The organism is Saccharothrix tamanrassetensis, from assembly GCF_014203665.1.
GTDB lineage: Bacteria > Actinomycetota > Actinomycetes > Mycobacteriales > Pseudonocardiaceae > Actinosynnema > Actinosynnema tamanrassetense.
In genome coordinates this window covers 766,055-785,057 of the sequence record NZ_JACHJN010000002.1, presented here as the reverse complement: position 1 = coordinate 785,057, position 19,003 = coordinate 766,055, and the positions used below count along the sequence as shown (strand labels likewise).

The 19,003-nt window shown below is 72.4% G+C and carries 18 protein-coding genes; 9 read left to right on the top strand and 9 right to left on the bottom strand.

Translation table 11 applies throughout. From position 1 onward, the window contains the following. Positions 1 to 67 precede the first annotated feature (67 nt). Positions 68 to 1,591 carry an amino acid permease gene (locus tag FHS29_RS08610; protein ID WP_184689820.1) on the top strand — a complete coding sequence of 508 codons (1,524 nt, stop codon included), beginning with the start codon at positions 68 to 70 and terminating at the stop codon, positions 1,589 to 1,591. Between the two features lie 279 nt (positions 1,592 to 1,870). Here FHS29_RS08610 and FHS29_RS08605 read toward each other — a convergent pair whose 3' ends face one another. The 6 genes from FHS29_RS08605 to FHS29_RS08580 form a co-directional block, all read right to left on the bottom strand. Further along, positions 1,871 to 2,791 (bottom strand): cation diffusion facilitator family transporter, encoded by a 921-nt coding sequence (locus FHS29_RS08605; RefSeq protein ID WP_184689819.1) that lies wholly within the window; start codon positions 2,789 to 2,791, stop codon positions 1,871 to 1,873. Positions 2,792 to 2,860: 69 nt separating this feature from the next. Continuing rightward, positions 2,861 to 4,072: a mannose-6-phosphate isomerase, class I gene (manA, locus tag FHS29_RS08600; protein WP_184689817.1), complete on the bottom strand. Its 1,212-nt coding sequence runs from the start codon at positions 4,070 to 4,072 to the stop codon at positions 2,861 to 2,863. Positions 4,073 to 4,085: 13 nt separating this feature from the next. Further along, positions 4,086 to 5,162, bottom strand: coding sequence for a hypothetical protein (locus tag FHS29_RS08595; RefSeq protein WP_376774395.1), 1,077 nt, complete (start codon positions 5,160 to 5,162; stop codon positions 4,086 to 4,088). Positions 5,163 to 5,167: 5 nt separating this feature from the next. Then, entirely contained in the window at positions 5,168 to 5,365 is a 198-nt protein-coding gene (locus FHS29_RS08590) for a Trm112 family protein (protein WP_184690111.1), read from the bottom strand. Positions 5,366 to 5,370: 5 nt separating this feature from the next. After that, positions 5,371 to 6,723: a phosphomannomutase/phosphoglucomutase gene (locus FHS29_RS08585; RefSeq protein WP_184689813.1), complete on the bottom strand. Its 1,353-nt coding sequence runs from the start codon at positions 6,721 to 6,723 to the stop codon at positions 5,371 to 5,373. Positions 6,724 to 6,801: 78 nt separating this feature from the next. After that, positions 6,802 to 7,158, bottom strand: a complete 357-nt coding sequence (locus tag FHS29_RS08580; protein ID WP_184689812.1) for a DUF3499 domain-containing protein — start codon at positions 7,156 to 7,158, stop codon at positions 6,802 to 6,804. 128 nt (positions 7,159 to 7,286) lie between these two features. On the opposite strand from FHS29_RS08580, the gene FHS29_RS08575 reads away from it, so the two are divergent. Next, the gene (locus tag FHS29_RS08575; RefSeq protein WP_184690110.1) at positions 7,287 to 7,733 is read left to right on the top strand and encodes a metallopeptidase family protein; all 447 of its coding nucleotides are present in this window, start codon (positions 7,287 to 7,289) and stop codon (positions 7,731 to 7,733) included. Positions 7,734 to 8,220: 487 nt separating this feature from the next. Here FHS29_RS08575 and FHS29_RS08570 read toward each other — a convergent pair whose 3' ends face one another. Beyond that, positions 8,221 to 11,487 carry a glycosyltransferase family 2 protein gene (locus FHS29_RS08570; RefSeq protein ID WP_184689810.1) on the bottom strand — a complete coding sequence of 1,089 codons (3,267 nt, stop codon included), beginning with the start codon at positions 11,485 to 11,487 and terminating at the stop codon, positions 8,221 to 8,223. Between the two features lie 71 nt (positions 11,488 to 11,558). After that, positions 11,559 to 11,867 carry a WhiB family transcriptional regulator gene (locus tag FHS29_RS08565; protein WP_221455502.1) on the bottom strand — a complete coding sequence of 103 codons (309 nt, stop codon included), beginning with the start codon at positions 11,865 to 11,867 and terminating at the stop codon, positions 11,559 to 11,561. 271 nt (positions 11,868 to 12,138) lie between these two features. On the opposite strand from FHS29_RS08565, the gene FHS29_RS08560 reads away from it, so the two are divergent. The 5 genes from FHS29_RS08560 (at position 12,139) to FHS29_RS08545 (ending at position 16,055) form a co-directional block, all read left to right on the top strand. Beyond that, complete coding sequence (locus FHS29_RS08560; protein ID WP_184689808.1) at positions 12,139 to 12,891, top strand: site-2 protease family protein; 753 nt, start codon at positions 12,139 to 12,141, stop codon at positions 12,889 to 12,891. A 128-nt stretch (positions 12,892 to 13,019) separates the two neighbouring features. Continuing rightward, complete coding sequence (gene cofD / locus FHS29_RS08555; RefSeq protein ID WP_184689807.1) at positions 13,020 to 13,991, top strand: 2-phospho-L-lactate transferase; 972 nt, start codon at positions 13,020 to 13,022, stop codon at positions 13,989 to 13,991. Beyond that, complete coding sequence (locus FHS29_RS36675) at positions 13,988 to 14,128, top strand: hypothetical protein (RefSeq protein WP_246440016.1); 141 nt, start codon at positions 13,988 to 13,990, stop codon at positions 14,126 to 14,128. The genes cofD and FHS29_RS36675 overlap by 4 nt, the downstream gene beginning before the upstream one ends. Next, positions 14,101 to 15,432 (top strand): coenzyme F420-0:L-glutamate ligase, encoded by a 1,332-nt coding sequence (locus tag FHS29_RS08550; protein WP_312864820.1) that lies wholly within the window; start codon positions 14,101 to 14,103, stop codon positions 15,430 to 15,432. Before FHS29_RS36675 ends, FHS29_RS08550 begins: the two co-directional genes overlap by 28 nt. Positions 15,433 to 15,488: 56 nt before the next feature. Then, on the top strand, positions 15,489 to 16,055 hold the full coding sequence (locus tag FHS29_RS08545; protein WP_184689803.1) for an NUDIX hydrolase: 567 nt from the start codon (positions 15,489 to 15,491) through the stop codon (positions 16,053 to 16,055). A 411-nt stretch (positions 16,056 to 16,466) separates the two neighbouring features. On the opposite strand, the gene FHS29_RS08540 is transcribed toward FHS29_RS08545, so the two are convergent. Beyond that, the gene (locus FHS29_RS08540) at positions 16,467 to 16,859 is read right to left on the bottom strand and encodes a hypothetical protein (protein ID WP_184690122.1); all 393 of its coding nucleotides are present in this window, start codon (positions 16,857 to 16,859) and stop codon (positions 16,467 to 16,469) included. A gap of 146 nt (positions 16,860 to 17,005) precedes the next feature. Between FHS29_RS08540 and manB the strand changes: the two genes are divergently transcribed. Both manB and FHS29_RS08530 read left to right on the top strand, forming a co-directional pair. Next, positions 17,006 to 18,085 carry a mannose-1-phosphate guanylyltransferase gene (gene manB, locus FHS29_RS08535; protein WP_184689802.1) on the top strand — a complete coding sequence of 360 codons (1,080 nt, stop codon included), beginning with the start codon at positions 17,006 to 17,008 and terminating at the stop codon, positions 18,083 to 18,085. An 11-nt stretch (positions 18,086 to 18,096) separates the two neighbouring features. Then, complete coding sequence (locus tag FHS29_RS08530; protein ID WP_184689800.1) at positions 18,097 to 18,987, top strand: DNA-3-methyladenine glycosylase family protein; 891 nt, start codon at positions 18,097 to 18,099, stop codon at positions 18,985 to 18,987. Positions 18,988 to 19,003 lie beyond the last annotated feature (16 nt).

Here is a 19,003-nt window from a genome sequence, read left to right as displayed (position 1 = left end):
TCACCGGTTCCGGGACCGGCCTCTAGGCTGGACAGCCGTACAAACCGCGACGAGGAGGAGACGCACCGTGCCGGGGAACGGGCTTTGGCGCACGAAATCGATCGAGCAGTCGATCGCCGACACCGACGAGCCGGGCACCAAGCTGCGCAAGGACCTCACCGCGTGGGACCTCACGGTCTTCGGCGTCGCGGTGGTGGTCGGCGCGGGCATCTTCACGCTCACCGCGTCCACCGCCGGCAACCTCGCCGGCCCGTCGGTCTCGCTGGCGTTCGTGCTGGCCGCGATCGCCTGCGCGCTGGCCGCCTTGTGCTACGCCGAGTTCGCGTCCACGGTGCCGGTCGCCGGCAGCGCGTACACGTTCTCCTACGCCACGTTCGGCGAGTTCATGGCGTGGATCATCGGCTGGGACCTGGTCCTGGAGTTCGCGGTCGGCGCGGCGGCCGTGTCGAAGGGCTGGTCGCTGTACCTGGAGACGGTGCTCGGGCAGCTCGGGGTGTCGGTGAAGACCACGGCGTCGGTGGGCGGCGTGGACGTCGACTGGGGCTCGCTGCTGCTGGTGTTCGCGCTCACCGTGCTGCTGGTGATCGGCACCAAGCTGTCGTCACGGGTCAGCGCGGTCATCACGGCGGTGAAGGTGGCCGTGGTGCTGCTGGTGATCGTGCTCGGCATCGGCTACATCAAGGCGGAGAACTACAGCCCCTACATCCCGCCCGCGCAGACCGGCGGCACCACCGGGACCGGGCTGGAGCAGTCGCTGTTCTCGCTGGTGACCGGCTTCTCCGGCAGCACGTACGGCGTGCTGGGGCTGCTGGCGGCGGCGTCGCTGGTGTTCTTCGCGTTCATCGGCTTCGACGTGGTGGCCACCACCGCGGAGGAGACCCGCAACCCGCGCAAGGCCGTGCCGCGCGGCATCCTGGGCTCGCTGGCGATCGTCACCGTGCTCTACGTCGCGGTGTCCCTGGTGATCACCGGCATGCTGCCCTACGACCAGCTCAAGACCCAGCCCGACGGCACCCGGGCCACGCTGGCGACGGCGTTCGCGCAGAACGGGGTCGACTGGGCGGCGACGGTGATCTCGGTCGGCGCGCTGGCCGGCCTGACCACCGTCGTGATGGTGATGATGCTCGGCCAGTCGCGCGTGCTGTTCGCCATGTCCCGCGACGGCCTGATGCCGCGCAAGCTGGCCCTGACCGGCAAGCACGGGACGCCGTACCGGATCACCGTCGTCATCGGCGTGCTGGTCGCCATCGCGGCCGGCTTCTTCCCGGCGGGCAAGCTGGAGGAGATGGTCAACGTCGGCACGCTGTTCGCCTTCGTGCTGGTGTCGGCGGGCGTCCTGGTGCTCCGCAAGACCCGTCCCGACCTGCCGCGCGGCTTCCGGGTGCCGCTGGTGCCCCTGGTGCCGATCCTGGCGATCGCGGCGTGCCTGTGGCTGATGCTCAACCTGACCGCGCTGACCTGGGTCCGGTTCCTGATCTGGATGGCGCTCGGCGTGGTGGTGTACTTCGTCTACAGCCGCCGGAACTCGGTGCTGGGCAAGGAGCACGGCGCCACCGCCGTCCCCGTGGTGAAGCCGGACGAGGTTTCGTAGCGTCCGGCGCGTGCCCGGACCGGTGCGCATCGACATGTCCGGCGAGGCGACCGCGGTCGCCTCGCCGGGTCGATCGCCGGGGACGTGCACGTCCACCCCGCAAGACCCGCCGCGCCCACCGTGCAGCCGGTCGCCGAGTGGCATCCGTTCGACCTGGATGTCCACCCGGCGATCACGGTGGGCGCGGTCGCGTTCCGGGGCCTGAACCAGCACGAGCCCGCGCCAGGCGCGGGCTCGTGCACGTGTCGAGCAGCTCGTCGCCCTCGGCGACACCGGCACCTACGACTTGGTCAGCGACCGGTCCAGGTCGGGCTCCAGGTAGATCAGCCGGGCCGCCGGGACCTTGTTGCGCACCCGCTGCTCGGCGTCGTCGATCGCCTCGGCCACCTCGCTCACCGACAGCCCCGGGTTCAGCGCGATCTTGGCCGCCACCAGCAGCTCGTCCGGCCCGATGTACTGGGTCCGGATGTGGATGACGCGCTGGACCTTGCCCGCCGCCAGCTCGTCCACGATGACGCTCAGCTCCGCCGGAGCCGCGCCCTCGCCGATCAGCAGCGACTTCATCTCCACGATCAGGATGATGGCGATCACGCCCAGCAGCACACCGATGGAGATGGTGCCGACCGCGTCCCACACCGGGTCGCCGGTCAGCGTCGAGAGTCCGACCCCGAGCAGCGCCAGGACCAGGCCGAACAGCGCGCCGGCGTCCTCCAGCAGGACGACCGGCAGCTCGGGCACCTTCGACTGGCGGATGAACTGCCACCACGTCGCGTCGCCCTTGATCAGCCTGGACTCCTTGATCGCGGTCCGGAAGCTGTAGGTCTCCAGGCCGATCGCGACCACCAGGATGACCACCGCGACCAGCGGCGACGACAGCGGCTCGTGGGACTCCAGCTTGTGGATGCCCTCGTACAGCGCGAACACCGAGCCGAGGCTGAACAGCAGCAGCGCCACCACGAACGAGTAGAAGTACCGGTCGCGGCCGAAGCCGAACGGGTGGTTCGTGGTGGCCTTGCGCCGGGCGGTCTTCTGACCCAGCAACAACAGGCCCTGGTTGGAGGTGTCCGCCAGCGAGTGCACCGACTCGGCCAGCATCGACGACGACCCGGTGACCAGGAAGCCGACGAACTTCGCCACCGCGATCCCGGCGTTGGCCACCAGCGCGGCGATGATCGCCTTGGTACCGCCTCCTGCTGACACGTCTGCTCCCTAAGCTAAGTCCGATTTGTCCGCGGTGATCTGGTTCGCGGGTGACCCTAGTCGGCGACCTCAACCGCTGCCGGCGGTTGCCCGGAAAAGGCGCGTCGGCTCGTCCGCCGTGACCGTCACCGCGGGATCGGCGGCCGGCAGCCACACCGACTGCCCCCGGGCCACCACCAGCGACTGGCCGGACGCGTTGGACATCCGCGCGCACCCCTGCGTGACCAGCAGGACCTGCGGGCCGTCGTGGTCCACCCGGACCTCGTCGCCCGCCGTCAGCTCCAGCCGGGACAGCTCGAACTCGGGGCTCGGCGTGCGGTACGTCCACAGCCCGGGTGAGGTCTCGGAACCGGTCTGCACCGGCATGTCGCCGCAGGTGAAGTCCAGCACGCGCAACAGCTCGGGCACGTCCACGTGCTTCGGGGTGAGGCCGCAGCGCAGCACGTTGTCCGAGTTGGCCAGGATCTCCACGCCCGTGCCGTGCAGGTAGGCGTGCAGGTTGCCGGGGGGCAGGTGGATCGCCTCGCCGGGCCGCAGCACCAGCCGGTTGAGCAGCATCGCGGCCAGCACCCCCGCGTCACCGGGGTAGGCCTCGCCCAGCTCCAGGATGGTGCGGCACTCCAGGTCGAACTCGCCGCGCTCCTTCACGTGCAGCACGCAGGCGTCGAGCACCTGCGGCAGCAGGGCGTCCAGCGCGGTCTGCGGCAGCGTGATCAGGGTGGTGAACAGGGCGCGCAGCCCGCTCTCGTCCGGCTGGGCGGCCAGCAGCTCGGTGTACGGGGTGAAGTCGGGCGCCTCCAGCGACCGCAGCAGCGCCACGGTCCGCTCCGGCGCGCGGAACCCGGCCAGCGCGTGGAACTCGGTCAGCGCGCAGATCAGCTCCGGCTTCGCCGACGGGTCCTTGTAGTTGCGCACGGACGAGTCCATCGGCACGCCCGCCGACTCCTCGGCGGCGAAACCCGCCGCGGCCTGCGCGGCCGACGGGTGCGCCTGGAGGCTCAGCGGCTCGTCCGCCGCCAGCACCTTGAGCAGGAACGGCAGCCTGCTGCCCCAGCGCCCGGCGCACCGCGCGCCGAGCTGGCCGTCCGGGTCCTCCGCGAGCAGCTCCAGCAGGGAGCGGCTGCCGTCCGGCCGGACCACCCGGGACGGGTCGCCGGGATGGGCTCCCATCCACAGCTCCGCCTCGGGGTGCGGCGCGGGCACCTCCCTCCCGAGCAGCTCGGCGATGGCCGTACGCGATCCCCACGCGTACGCCCGCACCGCGTTGTGCAGCAGTTCCACAGCGAACGTCCCCTCACACAGCCGGCGCGTACAGCCCCGGTCCGCCCAGCGTTCCCGCCGCCAGGCCCAGGTACAGCGCGGCCAACTCGAACCGCAGCGCGAGCAGCGCGGCGCACACCGCGTCGCCGCCGGTCACTTCCTCGGCCGGTTCGAGCACGTCGGCTCCCGGCAAGGTATCCATCGCGGCCCGCCGCGCGAACTCGGCCTGCCGCCCCTGGCGCACGGCCAGCAGCAGCACGCGCACCAGGCCGTCCTGCTCCTCGTCCGGGTCGGCGAAGATGTCCGCGCCGGACGTGCTGCGCACGGCCTTGCGGTGCAGCACGGACTTCGTCAGCGCCTGCGGGTAGCCGGCGACGTCGCTGACCAGGCCCGCGTAGCAGCCCAACATGCCGGCACCGTGCGCCGCGACGGCGGTGGCCGGGTCGTCCAGCCCCCACAGCAGCGGGGTCCGGTCGGCGACCCGCAGCGCGAGCGACTTCGCCGGGTTGACGAACGACTCGTGCATCGGGTGGTCGCGCTCGGCCTCCCGGTCCAGCTCGTCGGCGACCGCCTGCACGTCCACGTCCAGCAGGCGCAGCGCGTTCAACGCCAGCACCCAGGCCGCGAACCCGCGGGCGAACCCGAAGCCCTGCGGCACCGGCACGCGCGGCGGGATGAGCAGCGCGTGCTGCGCGGCGGACGCGGCCACCGGACCGTCCGGCTCGGCGGTCAGCAGCACCCGCGCGCCACGTCGGGCGGCCCGGTCCACCGCTTCGGCCAGCACCACGTCACCGGCGTCCTCGGTGTGCGCGAGCACCACGTCCAGCGCGCCCACCCAGGAGGGCACGTCGTCGGTCACCACCACCGGCACCGGGCACTGCGGCCCGAGCAGGGCGGTCACCAGCTTCGCCACGGCCGGCGCGACACCGGGCCGGGTCACCAGCACCAGCGCGCGCGGCCGTTCGCGGAACGCCCCGGTGACGTCCAGCTCGTTGGCCGCCTCGGCGGTGGCCCGGACCTGCGCGCCCGCCCGCGCCGCGGCGCGCAGCAGGCCGCCGGGGTCGGCGTCGGCGAGGCGGGACTGGTCGTCCAGGAGGCTGTCGTCGAGCACCGGCGTCATCCCGCCGTCGGCACGACAGCCTCGTCCAGCAGGAGCACCGGGATGCCCTCCCGGACGGGGAACGACCGGCCGCACGCCGTGCAGGTCAGGAAGTCGGCCTGCGGGTCCTGGGCGGTGCCGGGCTTGAGCGGCGCGTGCTCCGGGCACGGGCAGGCCAGGATCTCCAGCAGCTGTGCGTCGAGTTGGACGACCACGGTGTTCATCCCCTCACGATCGCCAGGACCTCGTCGCGCAACGCCGCGACCGAGGCCGCGTCGGCGGCTTCCACGTTCAGCCGCAGCAGCGGCTCGGTGTTGGAGGCCCGCAGGTTGAACCACGAGCCGTCGGGCAGGCTGACGGTCAGGCCGTCCAGCTCGTCCAGCTCGACGCCGTCCCGCGCGCCGAACTCGGCCTTGATCGCGGCCAGCCGGCCCGCCTGGTCGTCCACCGTCGAGTTGACCTCGCCGGACGCCGCGTACCGCGCGTAGTCGGCGGTCAGCGCGGACAGCGGGCCGTCCTGCTCGCCCAGCGCGGCCAGCACGTGCAGCGCGGCCAGCATGCCCGTGTCGGCCCGCCAGAAGTCGCGGAAGTAGTAGTGCGCGGAGTGCTCGCCGCCGAAGATGGCGCCGGTGCGGGCCATCTCCTCCTTGATGAACGAGTGGCCCACCCGGGTGCGCACCGGCTTGCCGCCGTGCTCGCGGACGATCTCCGGGACGGAGTGCGAGGTGATCAGGTTGTGGATGATCGTGCCGCCGGGGTCCTTGGCCAGCTCGCGCACCGCGACCAGGGCCGTGATGGCGCTCGGCGACACCGGCTCGCCGCGCTCGTCCACCACGAAGCACCGGTCGGCGTCCCCGTCGAACGCCACACCCGCGTCCGCGCCCTCTTCCCGCACGCGGGCCTGGAGGTCGACGATGTTCTTCGGGTCCAGCGGGTTCGCCTCGTGGTTGGGGAAGCTGCCGTCCAGCTCGAAGTACATCGGGACGACCTCGATCGGCAGCCCGGCGAACACCTCGGGGACCGTGTGCCCGCCCATGCCGTTGCCCGCGTCGACCACCACCTTCAACGGCCTCGACGAGGAGAGGTCGACCAGTTCGCGCAGGTAGGCGGCGTACTCGACGAGCATGTCGCGCTCCGACAGCGAGCCGGGCGACACGTCGGAGGCGTCGGCGACACCGGCCTCCACGTCGGCCCGGATCTGCGCCAGCCCGGAGTCCTGCCCGACCGGCGCGGCACCCGCGCGGCACAGCTTGATGCCGTTGTACTTGGCGGGGTTGTGCGAGGCGGTGAACATCGCACCCGGCAGGTTCAGCTTGCCGGAGGCGAAGTAGAGCATGTCGGTGCTGGCCAGGCCGATGCTGATGACGTCGACACCCTGCCGCGTCACCCCGTCGGCGAACGCGGCGGCCAGACCGGGCGAGGAATCGCGCATGTCGTGGCCGATGACCACGGCGGGTCCGCCGACCAGCCGCGCGAACGCCGCGCCGAAGTCGCGGACGACCTCCGCGTCAAGCTGTTCCCCGACGACACCGCGGATGTCGTAAGCCTTGACGATGCCGGACAGATCGCGCACAGCCACACTCCCGGTTTGGCTCTTGACGTGGGCGTCGAAAGCCTACCGGCGCGCGCGTGGTGGTCGTGTTCGGTAGGTTCAGTCCTCGTTGGGATCGGGCAGAACCCGCAGGTGACCACGCCGGATGGTGCCCGCGGGCACCTCGGGGGGCACCGGCCGGTCGGCCCGCCCCGCCTCCCGGACCGCTTCGGCGAGCGCCGTGAGGTCGTCCACGGTCGGTTCGGGGGCCCGGAACTCCCCCTGGTGGCGCACCACCTCCCACCCGCGCGGGGCGGTGAGGCGCAGCGCGTGCTCCTCGCAGAGGTCGTAGCTGTGCGGTTCGGAGTAGGTGGCCAGAGGTCCGACGACCGCCGTGGAGTCCGCATAGGCGTACGTGAGCGTGGCGACTGCCGGGTTAGCGCACCCGGTTCGCGAGCACCGTCTCACGCTCCGCACGGCGGGGACGATATCGCGTCGCGGCTGAGGTGTGTTGGATTACCTCCGGCGCGGCGGTGGAGCTTCGGCAACTCCGCAGGTCGCCGACAGCGCGCGACCCCCCGCCAACTACCCTCTACCCCGTGGTGATGGCCAGGGGTTCGCGACGTCAGGGTGCTCCGAGGCGGCGCAATCGCGACCGCCACGGCCGAGGCCTGCGCGGGCCGCTGTACCCGGCGACCCTGCCCGCGGCCCGCAGCCGGGCGGAACGCTTCGACGCTCTGGTGCTGGAAGCCCTGGAACCGATCGAAACCCGCTGGCGGACCGAGCTGACCCAGCTCGACGTGGCGGTCGACGACGTACCGGACGTCCAGGCGGCCTCCGACGACGGCGACGTGGTCGAGGACGGCAACGTCCCCCTGGCCCGCCTGATGCCGGCCGGCACCGACCGCCGAGCCCGGATCGTCCTCTACCGACGTCCCCTGGAAGCCCGCGCCAAGGACGGCGCCGACCTGGCCGACCTGGTGCACGACGTCCTGGTCGAACAAGTCGCCAACTACCTCGGCCTGGACCCGGACGTCATCGACGGCGACTGACCCACACCCGACCGACCTCATACGCCACTCACCCCTCCGACCCCTGCGCTCCCTGCCTCTCGCCTTCGGCACCCTCCCCCGGCCTCTCGCCTTCGGCACCCTCCCCCCGGCCCGCAGCCTGTGCGCCGGCACAACAGGCTGCCCCGCTTCCTCCCGTATGGCCTGCCCAGCGGCGAGCGCCGCTTTTCCGCTTTGACCCTTCGCCTCCCGCTCCCTCGCTATCGCCAAGGCACCAGCGACACAAGGCAAAGCAGCTCAGACACAGACGGACGGACAGCGGGCAGGCAGCAGGCGGACCAGATAACCGCAGGTCAAAGCCTCACAACATAGCCAGCCCGTGGCCTCCGGCCCCCACATCGATCATCCCACGAGGCACCGACAATCCCAGCCTCGAAAGCTGAGAGCGATCCACACCCAACCCGGATCACCCGTCAACCGACAATCCGAGCCCAAACCGCGACCCGGACCCGGACCCGGACCCCAAGAATCAACGCCGCCGCGAAGGAATCGCCGTCAATACCGTGAACAACGCCGCAGCGCCCTGCACCAGCAACAACAACTCCCGCAGCGTGCCCGAAGCCTCCACCCGCACCTCGGCCCCACCGGCAGGCACCGGCACCCCCACCAGGTGCCCCCAAGCCCGGACCACCCCCACCGCCCGGCCGTCCACCACAGCGCTCCACCCCGGCTCGTCCTCAGCCGCGACCACCAGCAACCGCCCCTCGGGCCCCTCCGAAACCCGCACCCCCACCTCGGGCGGCGCGGACTCGACCGGCGCGATGCCCGGCGCCCCCAACGCGTCCGGCGGCAACCCACCGGTCCGGGCCCGCCGCGCCAACTCGGGCGACAGCAGCACGACGTTCCCCGCCGCCAACTGCACCCGGAGCACCGGCCGCCCGTCCGACATCGGCGGCGCGGCTGCCACCAGGTCCCCCGCCAGATCCCGCAACCGCTGCCCCGCCGCGTGGTCCGGCGCCACCACGAACGCCACCCCCGACGCCGCGGCCTGCGCCAACGCCGTCCGGGCCGCCTCCGCCGACCCGGACGTCAGGTCCCGGTTCCACCGCTCCAGCCGCGAAGCGCTCCCCGGCACCGGCACGAGGTCGTCGTCCCCGAACGCGGGCAACCGCCCGGACACCTGCCGCGCCGGCGTCCCCAGCACCAGCACCGCCCGCCCGGTCCGCGGCAACTCCTGCTCGACGGTCGTGGGCAACCGCACCGCCGAAGCCGTCAACGGCCCGCCCCGCAACCCCACGAACCCGAGGCAAGCCATCGCGGCGACCCCCACCACCCCCACGGCACCGGCCAACCGACCCCGGGGCACCGGAACGGCATCCCGGCGACAAGCGGCCAGCACCACCCACAACAACCCCCAGGAGGCCACCACCAACGGCCCCCCGGTCCACCCGAACGAGGCAGGGCCGCCGGTCAGCGGCGTCACCGACACCGTCCGCAGCACGATCACCGCGAACCCGGCCGGCACGACCACCGCCACCCCGGGCAGCATCGCCCGCGAAGGCCGCACCAGCCCCGCAGCCACCGCGAACAGCACGACCAGCACACCCACGAACGCCACCGCACCGGGTCCACCGGGCCGTAGCGTCAGCAGATCCACCAGCCCGACCGACGCGGTCTCCACGTGCGCGCCGACCCCGTGCAGCACCACCGACGGGTGCTGCAACACCACCGCGGGCCAAGGCAGCAACAGCGCCATGGGCAGCAGCACGACGGTGAACAGCCCGGCCACCCGCCGCCGCCCGTCACCCTCCCGCCCCGGCACGACGACGAACGCGACCAGCGCCCCCAGGACCACCAACACGTGCACCAACGGCGAAAAGGCCCCGACCACGGCAACAGCCAGCGCCGTGCCGGAAGCCACCGGCAGCCAAGCCGCCCCGGTCCCGCCGCGCAGCACGGAGTACACGCCGGCGAACACCAACGGCACCATCACGTGCACCACGACGACGTCCAGCCGCCCCTGCGACACCGCCGAGGTCGCCGCGGGCAACAACCCGTAAGCGGCAGCCACCACAGCCCGCACGGGCCTGCGCACCGGCACCCGGCGGGTGGCCACGTAGGCGAACAGCCCGGCCAGCGCCGCGTCGCCGATGAACAGCACCGCGACCACCACGGGCGGACCGCCGAGCAGCACGCCCAGAGTCCCCAGCACGGCCAACGCCGCGGGCGCGGGCGCCGAGGTGCCGCCGGCCACCGGGTGCCAGGCGGACAGGTACGACGACCACGTGCCCGCCAGGTCGGCCACCGGCAGCAGCCGACCGCCGGACAGGTCCAGCCCGATCCGCCCGGCGTTGGCCAGGATCCCGAACACCGCCAACCCGAACACCAGGACCAGCGGCGGACCGAGCACCAACGACCACAGCACCCGGGTCCGGTCGACCTCCACGAACACGACCGACGGCGCCCCTCGCGGCACCGGCGAAGGCCGGGGCCGGGGTGACGGGCGCAACGCCGCCGGCAGCGACGCCTCCACCGGCACGGTGGTCGCCGGCAGCCGCAACCCGCCGGTCACCCGGACCGGGCGCCGCCGCGACAGCACCCCGGCCGGCAGCGCGGACGGCCCGACCACCGGACGCTCCACTTCGGACGGTGCCGACCACACGGGCTGCCGGACGTCGTCGTCGGGCAACCGGCCCAGCGCGGCATCCGCTTCGACCCGTCGCCGGACCAGGTAGGCGGACGCTCCCCGGATCGCGTTGCGCAACCGGGTGATCCGGCTGGTGGACAGTCCGCGCACCACGCCCTTCACCGGCCGCGCCGCCCGGGACTCCGCCAGCCGCGCGCGTCCGGAGAGGAGGTACCGGACCGCGCCCAGTTCGGCGTGCGCGTCGGAGAACCGACGCAGCAGCAAGAATCCCAACGCGCGCAACAAGCCCAGCACGGCCAGCCGGGGCAGCCCGAGCACGAACGACAACGTCCCGCAGTTGACCAGGAACGTGCGCAGCCCGTGCGCCCGGTCGACACCCCGCAGCGCGGGACCGGGCCGGGCCGCGACGGCGTCCAGCCGCCGCACCCCCCGTCCGGCCGCACGCGCGTGCCGCATCCGGGCCACCGGCACCGACAGCACCAGGTGCCCGGCGAGGTTCACCCGCCACCCGAAGTCGACGTCGTCGCGCAGCAGCGGCAGCCGCCGGTCGTAGCCGCCCAGCGACTCCCACACCGAGCGCCGGACCAGCGACCCGGCCGACGACACCGCCAACGCCTCGGTGCTCTGCTGGAACGACCCCGCCAGCGCCACGCCGCCGATGCCGGTCTGCCGGTGCCCCGACGCGTCGGTCGACACCCCGGCCTCGACCACCAGCCGCGGATCCGACCAGTCCAGGCTCAACGGCCCCAGCACCGCCGCCGAGGGCGACACCTCCGCCGCCGTCAGCAGCAGCGACAGGCAGTCCGGTTCCGGCGCGCAGTCGTCGTGCAGCAGCCACAGCCACGCACCCGGATCGCCCCACCGCTCGACGGCGTGCGCCACGGCCGCGTGCACGGCCGCGCCGAAGCCCGTGCCGCGCGGCAGCGTCAGCACGCCGTCAATCACCCGATCGGGACCTTCGGCGGCTTCCGCCAACAGCTTCGCCGTGCCGTCCGACGACCCGGTGTCGACCGCGATCACGTGCCGCGGCCGGGGTCGCTGCCTGCGCAACGCGGACAACGCCGTGCCCAGCCACCGCTCGCCGTCGTGGCACACCAGTACTGCCAGCACGGGCGCGGTGCGCAGCCGTGGAGTGGCGCCGCTCGTCAACTGTGCCGCTCCTCGTTCGTCCGACTACGCCGTGGAACGCCCACGGTAAGCCGGCGCGATCACGAAGCGGATCACACGGCGCGCTTCTTGAGCTTCCTCCGCTCGCGTTCGGACAGCCCGCCCCAGATGCCGAAGCGCTCGTCGTGCTGCAACGCGTACTCCAGGCACTCGGAGCGCACCTCGCAGCCCAGGCAGATCCGCTTGGCCTCCCTGGTGGAGCCGCCCTTCTCGGGGAAGAACGCCTCGGGGTCGGTCTGCGCGCACAGGGCGCGCTCCTGCCAGTCCTGCTCATCGGTCGCGTCGAAGAGATCGGTGAACACCACCGGCTCCTGTGCCGGCGCGTCACCGTCCACGATGCGACCCCCGTCGAATTCCCGCATACCGTCCGCCTCCTCGCCTTCCGCTCTCCCCGGTTGGCGGACACCACTCGCCGTCCCCACAACGACGAATGACACCGATGTGATTACACCTGTGTCACAACACGCGGTCAAGCCGAGTCCACAGGACGGGGGATATTCCCGCGAATGGCCGCGAAACCCTTGACTAGCAGCACAGACGGTGATTCAGGTGGCACACCGAGCGACTGCGGCCGCGCGAACGGCCGATGGCCACCCCTGTGAACCACCGGATCGGGAAGGCCACACTGGAGAGGTGAAGCGATCAGCGGTGCGACCGAGTCCACTGTTCCTCAGCCTGCTCGCGGTGACGGTGGCAGGCGCCGTGCTGACCCTGTTCGACGACTCCGACCCGGCGTTGATCGGCGGGACGGTCCTGTTCGTGCTGGGCGGCTGGGCGGTTTCGCTGTGCCTGCACGAGTTCGGCCACGCCGTCGTGGCGTACCGGGGCGGCGACTACGCGGTGAAGGCGAAGGGCTACCTGACGCTGGACATCCGCCACTACACCGACCCGATCATGTCGATCGTGCTGCCGCTGGTGCTGCTGGCGTTCGGCGGCATCCCGCTGCCCGGCGGCGCGGTGTGGATCAACCACCACGCGCTGCGCAACAAGCGGGTGGAGTCGATGGTGTCGCTGGCCGGTCCGGTCAGCAACCTCGTGCTGGGCGCGCTGCTCGCGCTGTCCGTGCTGATCTTCCAGCCGCCCGCCGGGCTCGCCGCCGCACTGTCCTACCTGGCCTTGTTGCAGATCTTCGCGTTCGTGCTGAACATCCTGCCGATCCCCGGCCTGGACGGGTGGGGCGTGATCGAGCCGTTCATGTCGTACCAGGCGCAGCAGTTCGGCGCGAAGGCGCGGCCGTGGGCGCCGCTGGTGCTGTTCGCGGTGCTGATCGGGTTCCCGACCATCGCGCGGGTGTTCTTCGACCTGGCGGACGCGGTGTTCCAGTTGGTGGGCGGGGAGCCGCTGTGGGCGCAGTACGGGCAGGCGACGTTCATGTTCTGGCGTTGACGGGTGCCCGCCCCGGCGTTGACCGTTGCCGCAGGGGTCGAACGCGCCGGCGGGTGCCGGGAGGCGCCGGCGGGTGTTGAGAGGCGCTGGAAAAACAGGCTCGTCGCACCGTGGGAGGATGGCGTCCCGTGAAGGTCGTCGTACTGGTGGGAGGGGTCGGCGGGGCTCGGTTCCTCGTCGGTCTCAGGTCGTTGTTGGGTGCACCCGAACACGAGATCACGGCGGTGGTGAACACCGGTGACGACGTGTGGATGCACGGGTTGCGGATCTGTCCCGACCTGGACAGCTGCATGTACACCCTGGGGGGTGGCATCGACGTCGAACGCGGCTGGGGGCGGTCCGGCGAGACGTGGGCGGTCAAGGAGGAGCTGGCGGCTTACGAGGCCGAGCCGACCTGGTTCGGGCTCGGTGACCGGGACATCGCGACGCACCTGGTGCGCACCCGCATGCTCCGCGCGGGTTACCCCTTGTCGGCCGTGACGGAGGCGCTGTGCCACCGCTGGCAGCCCGGCGTGCGGCTCCTGCCGATGTCGGACGACCGGGTGGAGACGCACGTCGTGGTCGCCGACGGGGACGGGGACGGGACGAAGGCGATCCACTTCCAGGAGTGGTGGGTGAAGCACCGGGCGGGGCTGCCCGCGAAGTCGTTCGCCTCGGTGGGCGCGGAGACCGCTACGCCCGCGCCGGGGGTGGTGGACGCCGTGCTGGAGGCCGACGCCGTGCTGATCGCGCCGTCGAACCCGGTGGTGAGCGTCAACACGATCCTGGGCGTGCCGGGAGTGCGGGACGCGTTGCGCAAGACCGAGGCCGGTGTGGTCGGGCTGTCGCCGATCGTCGGCGGGAAGCCGTTGCGCGGGATGGCGGATGCCTGCCTGGCCGCGATCGGGGTGGAGACGTCGGCCGAGGCCGTCGGACGGTACTACGGGTCGCGCAAGACCACCGAGAAGGGTGTGCTGGACGGGTGGTTGGTGCACACCGGGGACCGGAGTGACGTGCCCGGGGTGGCGGTTCGGGCGGTGCCGCTGTTGATGTCCGATGTGGACGCCACGGCGGCGATGGCGCGGGCGGCGTTGGAGCTGGCGGGGGCTTCGATTGGGTGAGACGTTGGGTGCCGGTGGCGGTGCCGGTGGCGGTGCCGGTGGCGGTGCCGGTGCCGGTGGCGGTGGCGGTGCTGGTGGCGGTGCTGGTGAGAGCGGATTCGAAGGCGGCGTGGATCACGCCGCGGCCGGCGCGCTGACGGTGCTGCCGGTGCCGGGGCTGCCCGAGTTCCGGCCGGGGGACGACCTGGCGGCGGCGGTGGCCTCGGCGGCGCCGTGGATCGCGGACGGCGACGTGGTGGTCGTCACCAGCAAGGTGCTGTCCAAAGTGGAGGGGCGGCTGATCGCGGTGCCCTCCGACCCGGAGGAGCGGGACACGGTCCGCCGGTCCTTTGTGGAGTCCGAAGCGGTCCGGGTGATCGCGCGGCGCGGGCGCACGTTGATCACGGAGAACAAGCTCGGGATCGTGCAGGCCGCGTCCGGGGTGGACGCGTCGAACGTGGCGGGCGACGAGATCGCCCTGCTGCCGGTCGACCCGGACGGGTCGGCGGCGGCGCTGCGGGCGGCGCTGCGGGGGCTGCTGGGCGTGGAGGTGGCCGTGGTGGTCACCGACACGATGGGAAGGGCTTGGCGGGTGGGCCAGACGGATGCCGCGATCGGGGCGTCCGGGCTGACGGTGCTGCACCGGTACGCGGGGTCGGTGGACGGGCAGGGCAACGCGCTGGTCGTGACCGAGGTGGCGGTGGCGGACGAGATCGCGGCTGCCGCGGACCTGGTCAAGGGCAAGCTGGGTGCGGTGCCGGTGGCCGTGGTGCGCGGGTTGGCGGTGGTCGACGACGGCTCGTCGGCCCGTGACCTGACGCGTCCGGTCGAGGACGACCTGTTCCGGTTGGGGGTGGAGGAGGCGGTGGCGCAGGGACGGGCCGAGGCGGTGTTGCTGCGCCGGTCGGTTCGGTCGTTCACTGCCGACCCGGTGTCGTCGGACGCCTTGAAGCGGGCGGTGGGGGCGGCGTTGACGGCTCCTGCGCCGCACCACACGCGGCCGGTGCGGTTCGTGCACCTGCGCGGGCGTCGGGTGGCGCTGCTGGACGCGATGCGGGAGCGGTGGGCGGCGGATCTTCGCGGGGACGGGTTCTCCGACGAGCAGGTCGCCCGGCGGTTGGGGCGGGGGGATTTCCTGCGGGACGCGCCGGAGATCGTGTTGCCGTTCCTGGTGGCCGACGGGGCGCACGCCTATCCGGATGCGGGACGGGCGGCGGCCGAGCACACGATGTTCACGGTTGCGGGTGGGGCGGCTGTGCAGGGGCTGTTGGTGGCGTTGGCCGCCGAGGGCCTGGGGTCGTGTTGGGTGTCGTCGACGATCTTCTGTGCCGATGTGGTGCGGCAGGTGCTGGGGCTGTCCGAGGAGTGGGAGCCGTTGGGGGCGGTGGCGGTGGGGCATCCGGCGGAGCCGTTGGTGCCTCGGGGGCCTCGGGCGTTGGACGAAGGGTTTGTGGAGCTGTGAGCTGGGGTGGAGCAGTGAGCCCGGGCGGGGGTGAAGGTTTGGGTGGGGGTGAAAGCTTGGGCAGGGGTGAAGGCTCGCCGGGTGGCGATCTCCATGCCGATGCGACGGCGGTGCTGGGGAATTGGCGGCCGGCTGGTCGTGACCAGGAGGCTTTGCGGCAGGCCTACCTGGGATTCCTGGCGGGGCGGCCGGATGCCTGCCGGCGGTCATGCGAGGCCGGGCACATCACGGCTTCGGCGTTGGTGCTGGACGCGACCGGTGAACGGACGCTGCTGACCTTGCACCCGCGGGTGGGTCGGTGGTTGCAGTTGGGTGGGCACTGTGAGGCGTCGGATGTGACGCTGGCCGGTGCCGCGCTGCGGGAGGCGACGGAGGAGTCGGGGATTCGAGGGCTGCGGATCGAGCCCACGCCGATTCACCTGGACGTGCATCCGATCACTTGCTCGTCGGGGGTGCCCACGCGGCACTTCGACGTGCGGTTCCTGGTCCGGGCGCCGGTCGACGCGCAGGCGGTGCGCAGCGCGGAGTCGGTGGATCTCCAGTGGTGGCCGTTGGACGCGATGCCGTCGAACGTGGATGACCTGTACCCGATGGTCGAGGCGGCGCTCGCTCGGTTGAGGTGAGGGTGGGGGTCGTCTGAAGGGCGTAAGGGCGTCCTGCCGGAAGGGCGTCCTCGGCGGACGGGGCCTCGGCTGAAGGGCGTAAGGGCGTCCTCGCCGGACGGGCTGGCCGCCAAGGATCTCCACAAGAGCCCTGCAAAGCTCTTCGAGCTTTGGAGGGCGGTAGGTCTGCGTGTCATCCCCGTATGGCCAGGTCAAAGACAACCGCATGCGTCAAGGGCAGATCGATCATGTGTGTGCGGTGATCGCGGGCGTCGATCTGCCCTTGACACATGCGGTTCCCTGCGGGCAGGCCATACGGGGATGACACGCAGGGCAGAGGTGTGCGCGTGCGCGCAGCAGACTTGCAGGGTGTGCGCGTGGAAGCGCGGGGCGGCCGGCGGGTCAGGGTGGCGCGCGGTTTGGTGTGGGTGGTCAGCTGTCGCCGGACAGGCGTTGGGTCAGGCCGGGTGGGCGTTGGTCTTGGCCGCCGGACAGGCGTTGCGACAGGGAGGGGCGGGAGGTTTCCACCTGTTGCACGGTCGGCACCGGGCCCGGGGCGACGCGTAGTTCCGGCTGGGGTTCGGCGGCGGCCGGGGGTGGGAGTTGGGGGGTGGTCGGTTGGCGGCCGGCGGCCACCTGGGCGGACAGGATCATGGTGCTGTCCGGGTCGGCCAGGCGGGGGTCGGCTGCGTCGACCATGCTGCGTGGGATCTGCTGGGTGGCCGACGAGTCCATCGGGGACGTCATGTTGTCCGGCGTCACGACGTGGATGCCACGTGCACGAGCACGGGCCAGCGCCGCGTCGGCCCGAGCGCGGGGGTCCATCCGGATCTCTCCTGCGTTTGCCTTGGGCCGGCGGGAGGCGCCGGCGGTGCCGATGGGTGACACGGGGCCTGAGCCCGTGTCGTCTGGGTGCTCGTGCCAGAGTATTCGCATCTACGGGTGGAAGTAAGCGGAGGAGGAAAAACGGCATGTCGGAGCCGCAAGGCGTCGAGGCGGTGGTTCTGGTCGGGGGCAAGGGGACGCGGCTGCGGCCACTGACCCTCTCTGCCCCCAAGCCCATGCTGCCCACGGCCGGGGTGCCGTTCCTCACCCACCTGCTGTCCCGGATCCGGGAGGTGGGCATCACGCACGTGGTGCTCGGCACCTCGTACAAGGCCGAGGTGTTCCAGGAGCACTTCGGCGACGGGTCGGCGCTCGGGCTCGAACTGGAATACGTGGTGGAGGACGTGCCGCTGGACACGGCGGGCGCGATCCGGAACGTGGCCCACAAGCTGCGTGAACGCGACGTGATGGTGTTCAACGGCGACATCCTGTCCGGTGTGGACCTCCGGGGTGTGCTGGCGACCCATCGTTCCGCGAACGCGGACGTGACGCTCCACCTGGTGAAGGTGGAGGACCCGCGTCGGTTCGGGTGCGTGCCGACGGACGCCGAGGGCCGGGTGACGGCGTTCCTGGAGAAGACCGAGAACCCGCCGACGGACCAGATCAACGCCGGTTGCTACGTGTTCCGCCGGGAGGTGGTCGACGGCATCCCGACCGGGCGGCCGGTCTCGGTGGAGCGGGAGACGTTCCCCGGGCTGCTGGCGTCGGGGGCGCGGCTGCAGGGGCACGTCGACACCTCGTACTGGCTGGACCTGGGCACCCCGGCCGCGTTCGTGCGGGGTTCGGCGGACCTGGTGCGGGGGGTTGCGCCGTCGGCCGCGCTGCCGGGGGCGGTGGGCGACGCGATCCTGCTGCCCGGCGCGAAGGTGGATCCGGGCGCGGTGGTGACCGGTGGTGCGACGGTGGGCGCGGGCTGCACGGTGGCGGCTGGTGCGGTGGTGGACGGGTCCGTGTTGTTCGACGGGGCCGTGGTCGGCGAGGGTGCGCGGATCGAGCGGAGTGTGCTCGGGGTGGACGCGCTGGTCCAGGCCGGGGCCGTGGTGTCGGACGCGGTGATCGGTGACGGTGCGGTGATCGGTGCGCGGTGCGAGTTGATCGGTGGCGCGCGGGTGTGGCCGGGGGTCGTGCTGCCCGAGGCCGGGGTCCGGTTCTCCACCGATGCCTAGGACCCCCTCCGATGCTTAGGACGTGGCGTCCCCTGTTCCCGCTGGACGTGGCCGGGGTGCTCGGGCCGCTGCGGCGGGGGCCGGGTGACGTCACGTTCCGCGCGGAGGGCGGGGTGTGGTTGACGGCGAACACGCCGGTCGGTCCGGGGACGTTGCACGTCACCAGGCCGGCTGACGTCGTCGGACGGGCCTGGGGTGACGGGGCCGAGTGGTTGCTGGACCGGTTGCCCGCGCTGCTGGGTGCGGAGGACGACGATTCGGCGTTCGAGGCCCACCACCCGCTGGTCGCGGAGACCCGGCGGCGCCTGCCCGGCATGCGGCTGGGCGCCGGCGGTCGGGTGTGGGACGTGCTGCTGCCGGCCGTGCTGGAGCAGAAGGTGACGATCGTCGAAGCCCACCGGTCCTACCGGGAGCTGTGCCGGAAGTTCGGCACGGCCGCACCGGGGCCCGCGCCGGTCGGGATGCGGGTTCCGCCCACGCCGCGCGCGGTGCTCGGGATCACCGACTGGGAGTGGCACCGGGCCGGCGTCGACGGGGCGCGCCGTCGTGCGCTGATCGCCGCCGCGCAGGTGGCGCACCGCCTGGAGGGCGCCTGCGACCTGCGGGGCGAGGCCGGGCGGGCGTTGCTGTGCAAGGTGCCGGGTATCGGGGTGTGGACGGCCGCCGAGATCGCGCAGCGGGCCTGGGGCGACCCGGACGCGGTGAGCTTCGGCGACTTCCACCTGGCCGGGCTGGTGGGGTGGGCGCTGCTGGGCCGCCCGTTGGACGACGACGGGATGGCCGAGGTCCTGGCCCCGTACCGCCCGCAGCGGTATCGGGCCGTGCGGTACGTGGAGGCGTCGGGCGCTCGGAAGCCGCGCTTCGGTCCGCGGTTCGCGCCGCGGGACTACCGCGCGATGTGAGGCGTCCCCGGGCCGG

Excerpts from the sequence above, each read along its gene's own strand:
- FHS29_RS08575 (WP_184690110.1), top strand. The coding sequence starts at position 7,287 with ATGGCCAGGGGTTCGCGACGTCAGGGTGCTCCGAGGCGGCGCAATCGC.
- FHS29_RS08565 (WP_221455502.1), bottom strand. The coding sequence starts at position 11,867 with ATGCGGGAATTCGACGGGGGTCGCATCGTGGACGGTGACGCGCCGGCA.
- FHS29_RS08540 (WP_184690122.1), bottom strand. The coding sequence starts at position 16,859 with ATGGACCCCCGCGCTCGGGCCGACGCGGCGCTGGCCCGTGCTCGTGCA.
- manB (WP_184689802.1), top strand. The coding sequence starts at position 17,006 with ATGTCGGAGCCGCAAGGCGTCGAGGCGGTGGTTCTGGTCGGGGGCAAG.
- FHS29_RS08530 (WP_184689800.1), top strand. The coding sequence starts at position 18,097 with ATGCTTAGGACGTGGCGTCCCCTGTTCCCGCTGGACGTGGCCGGGGTG.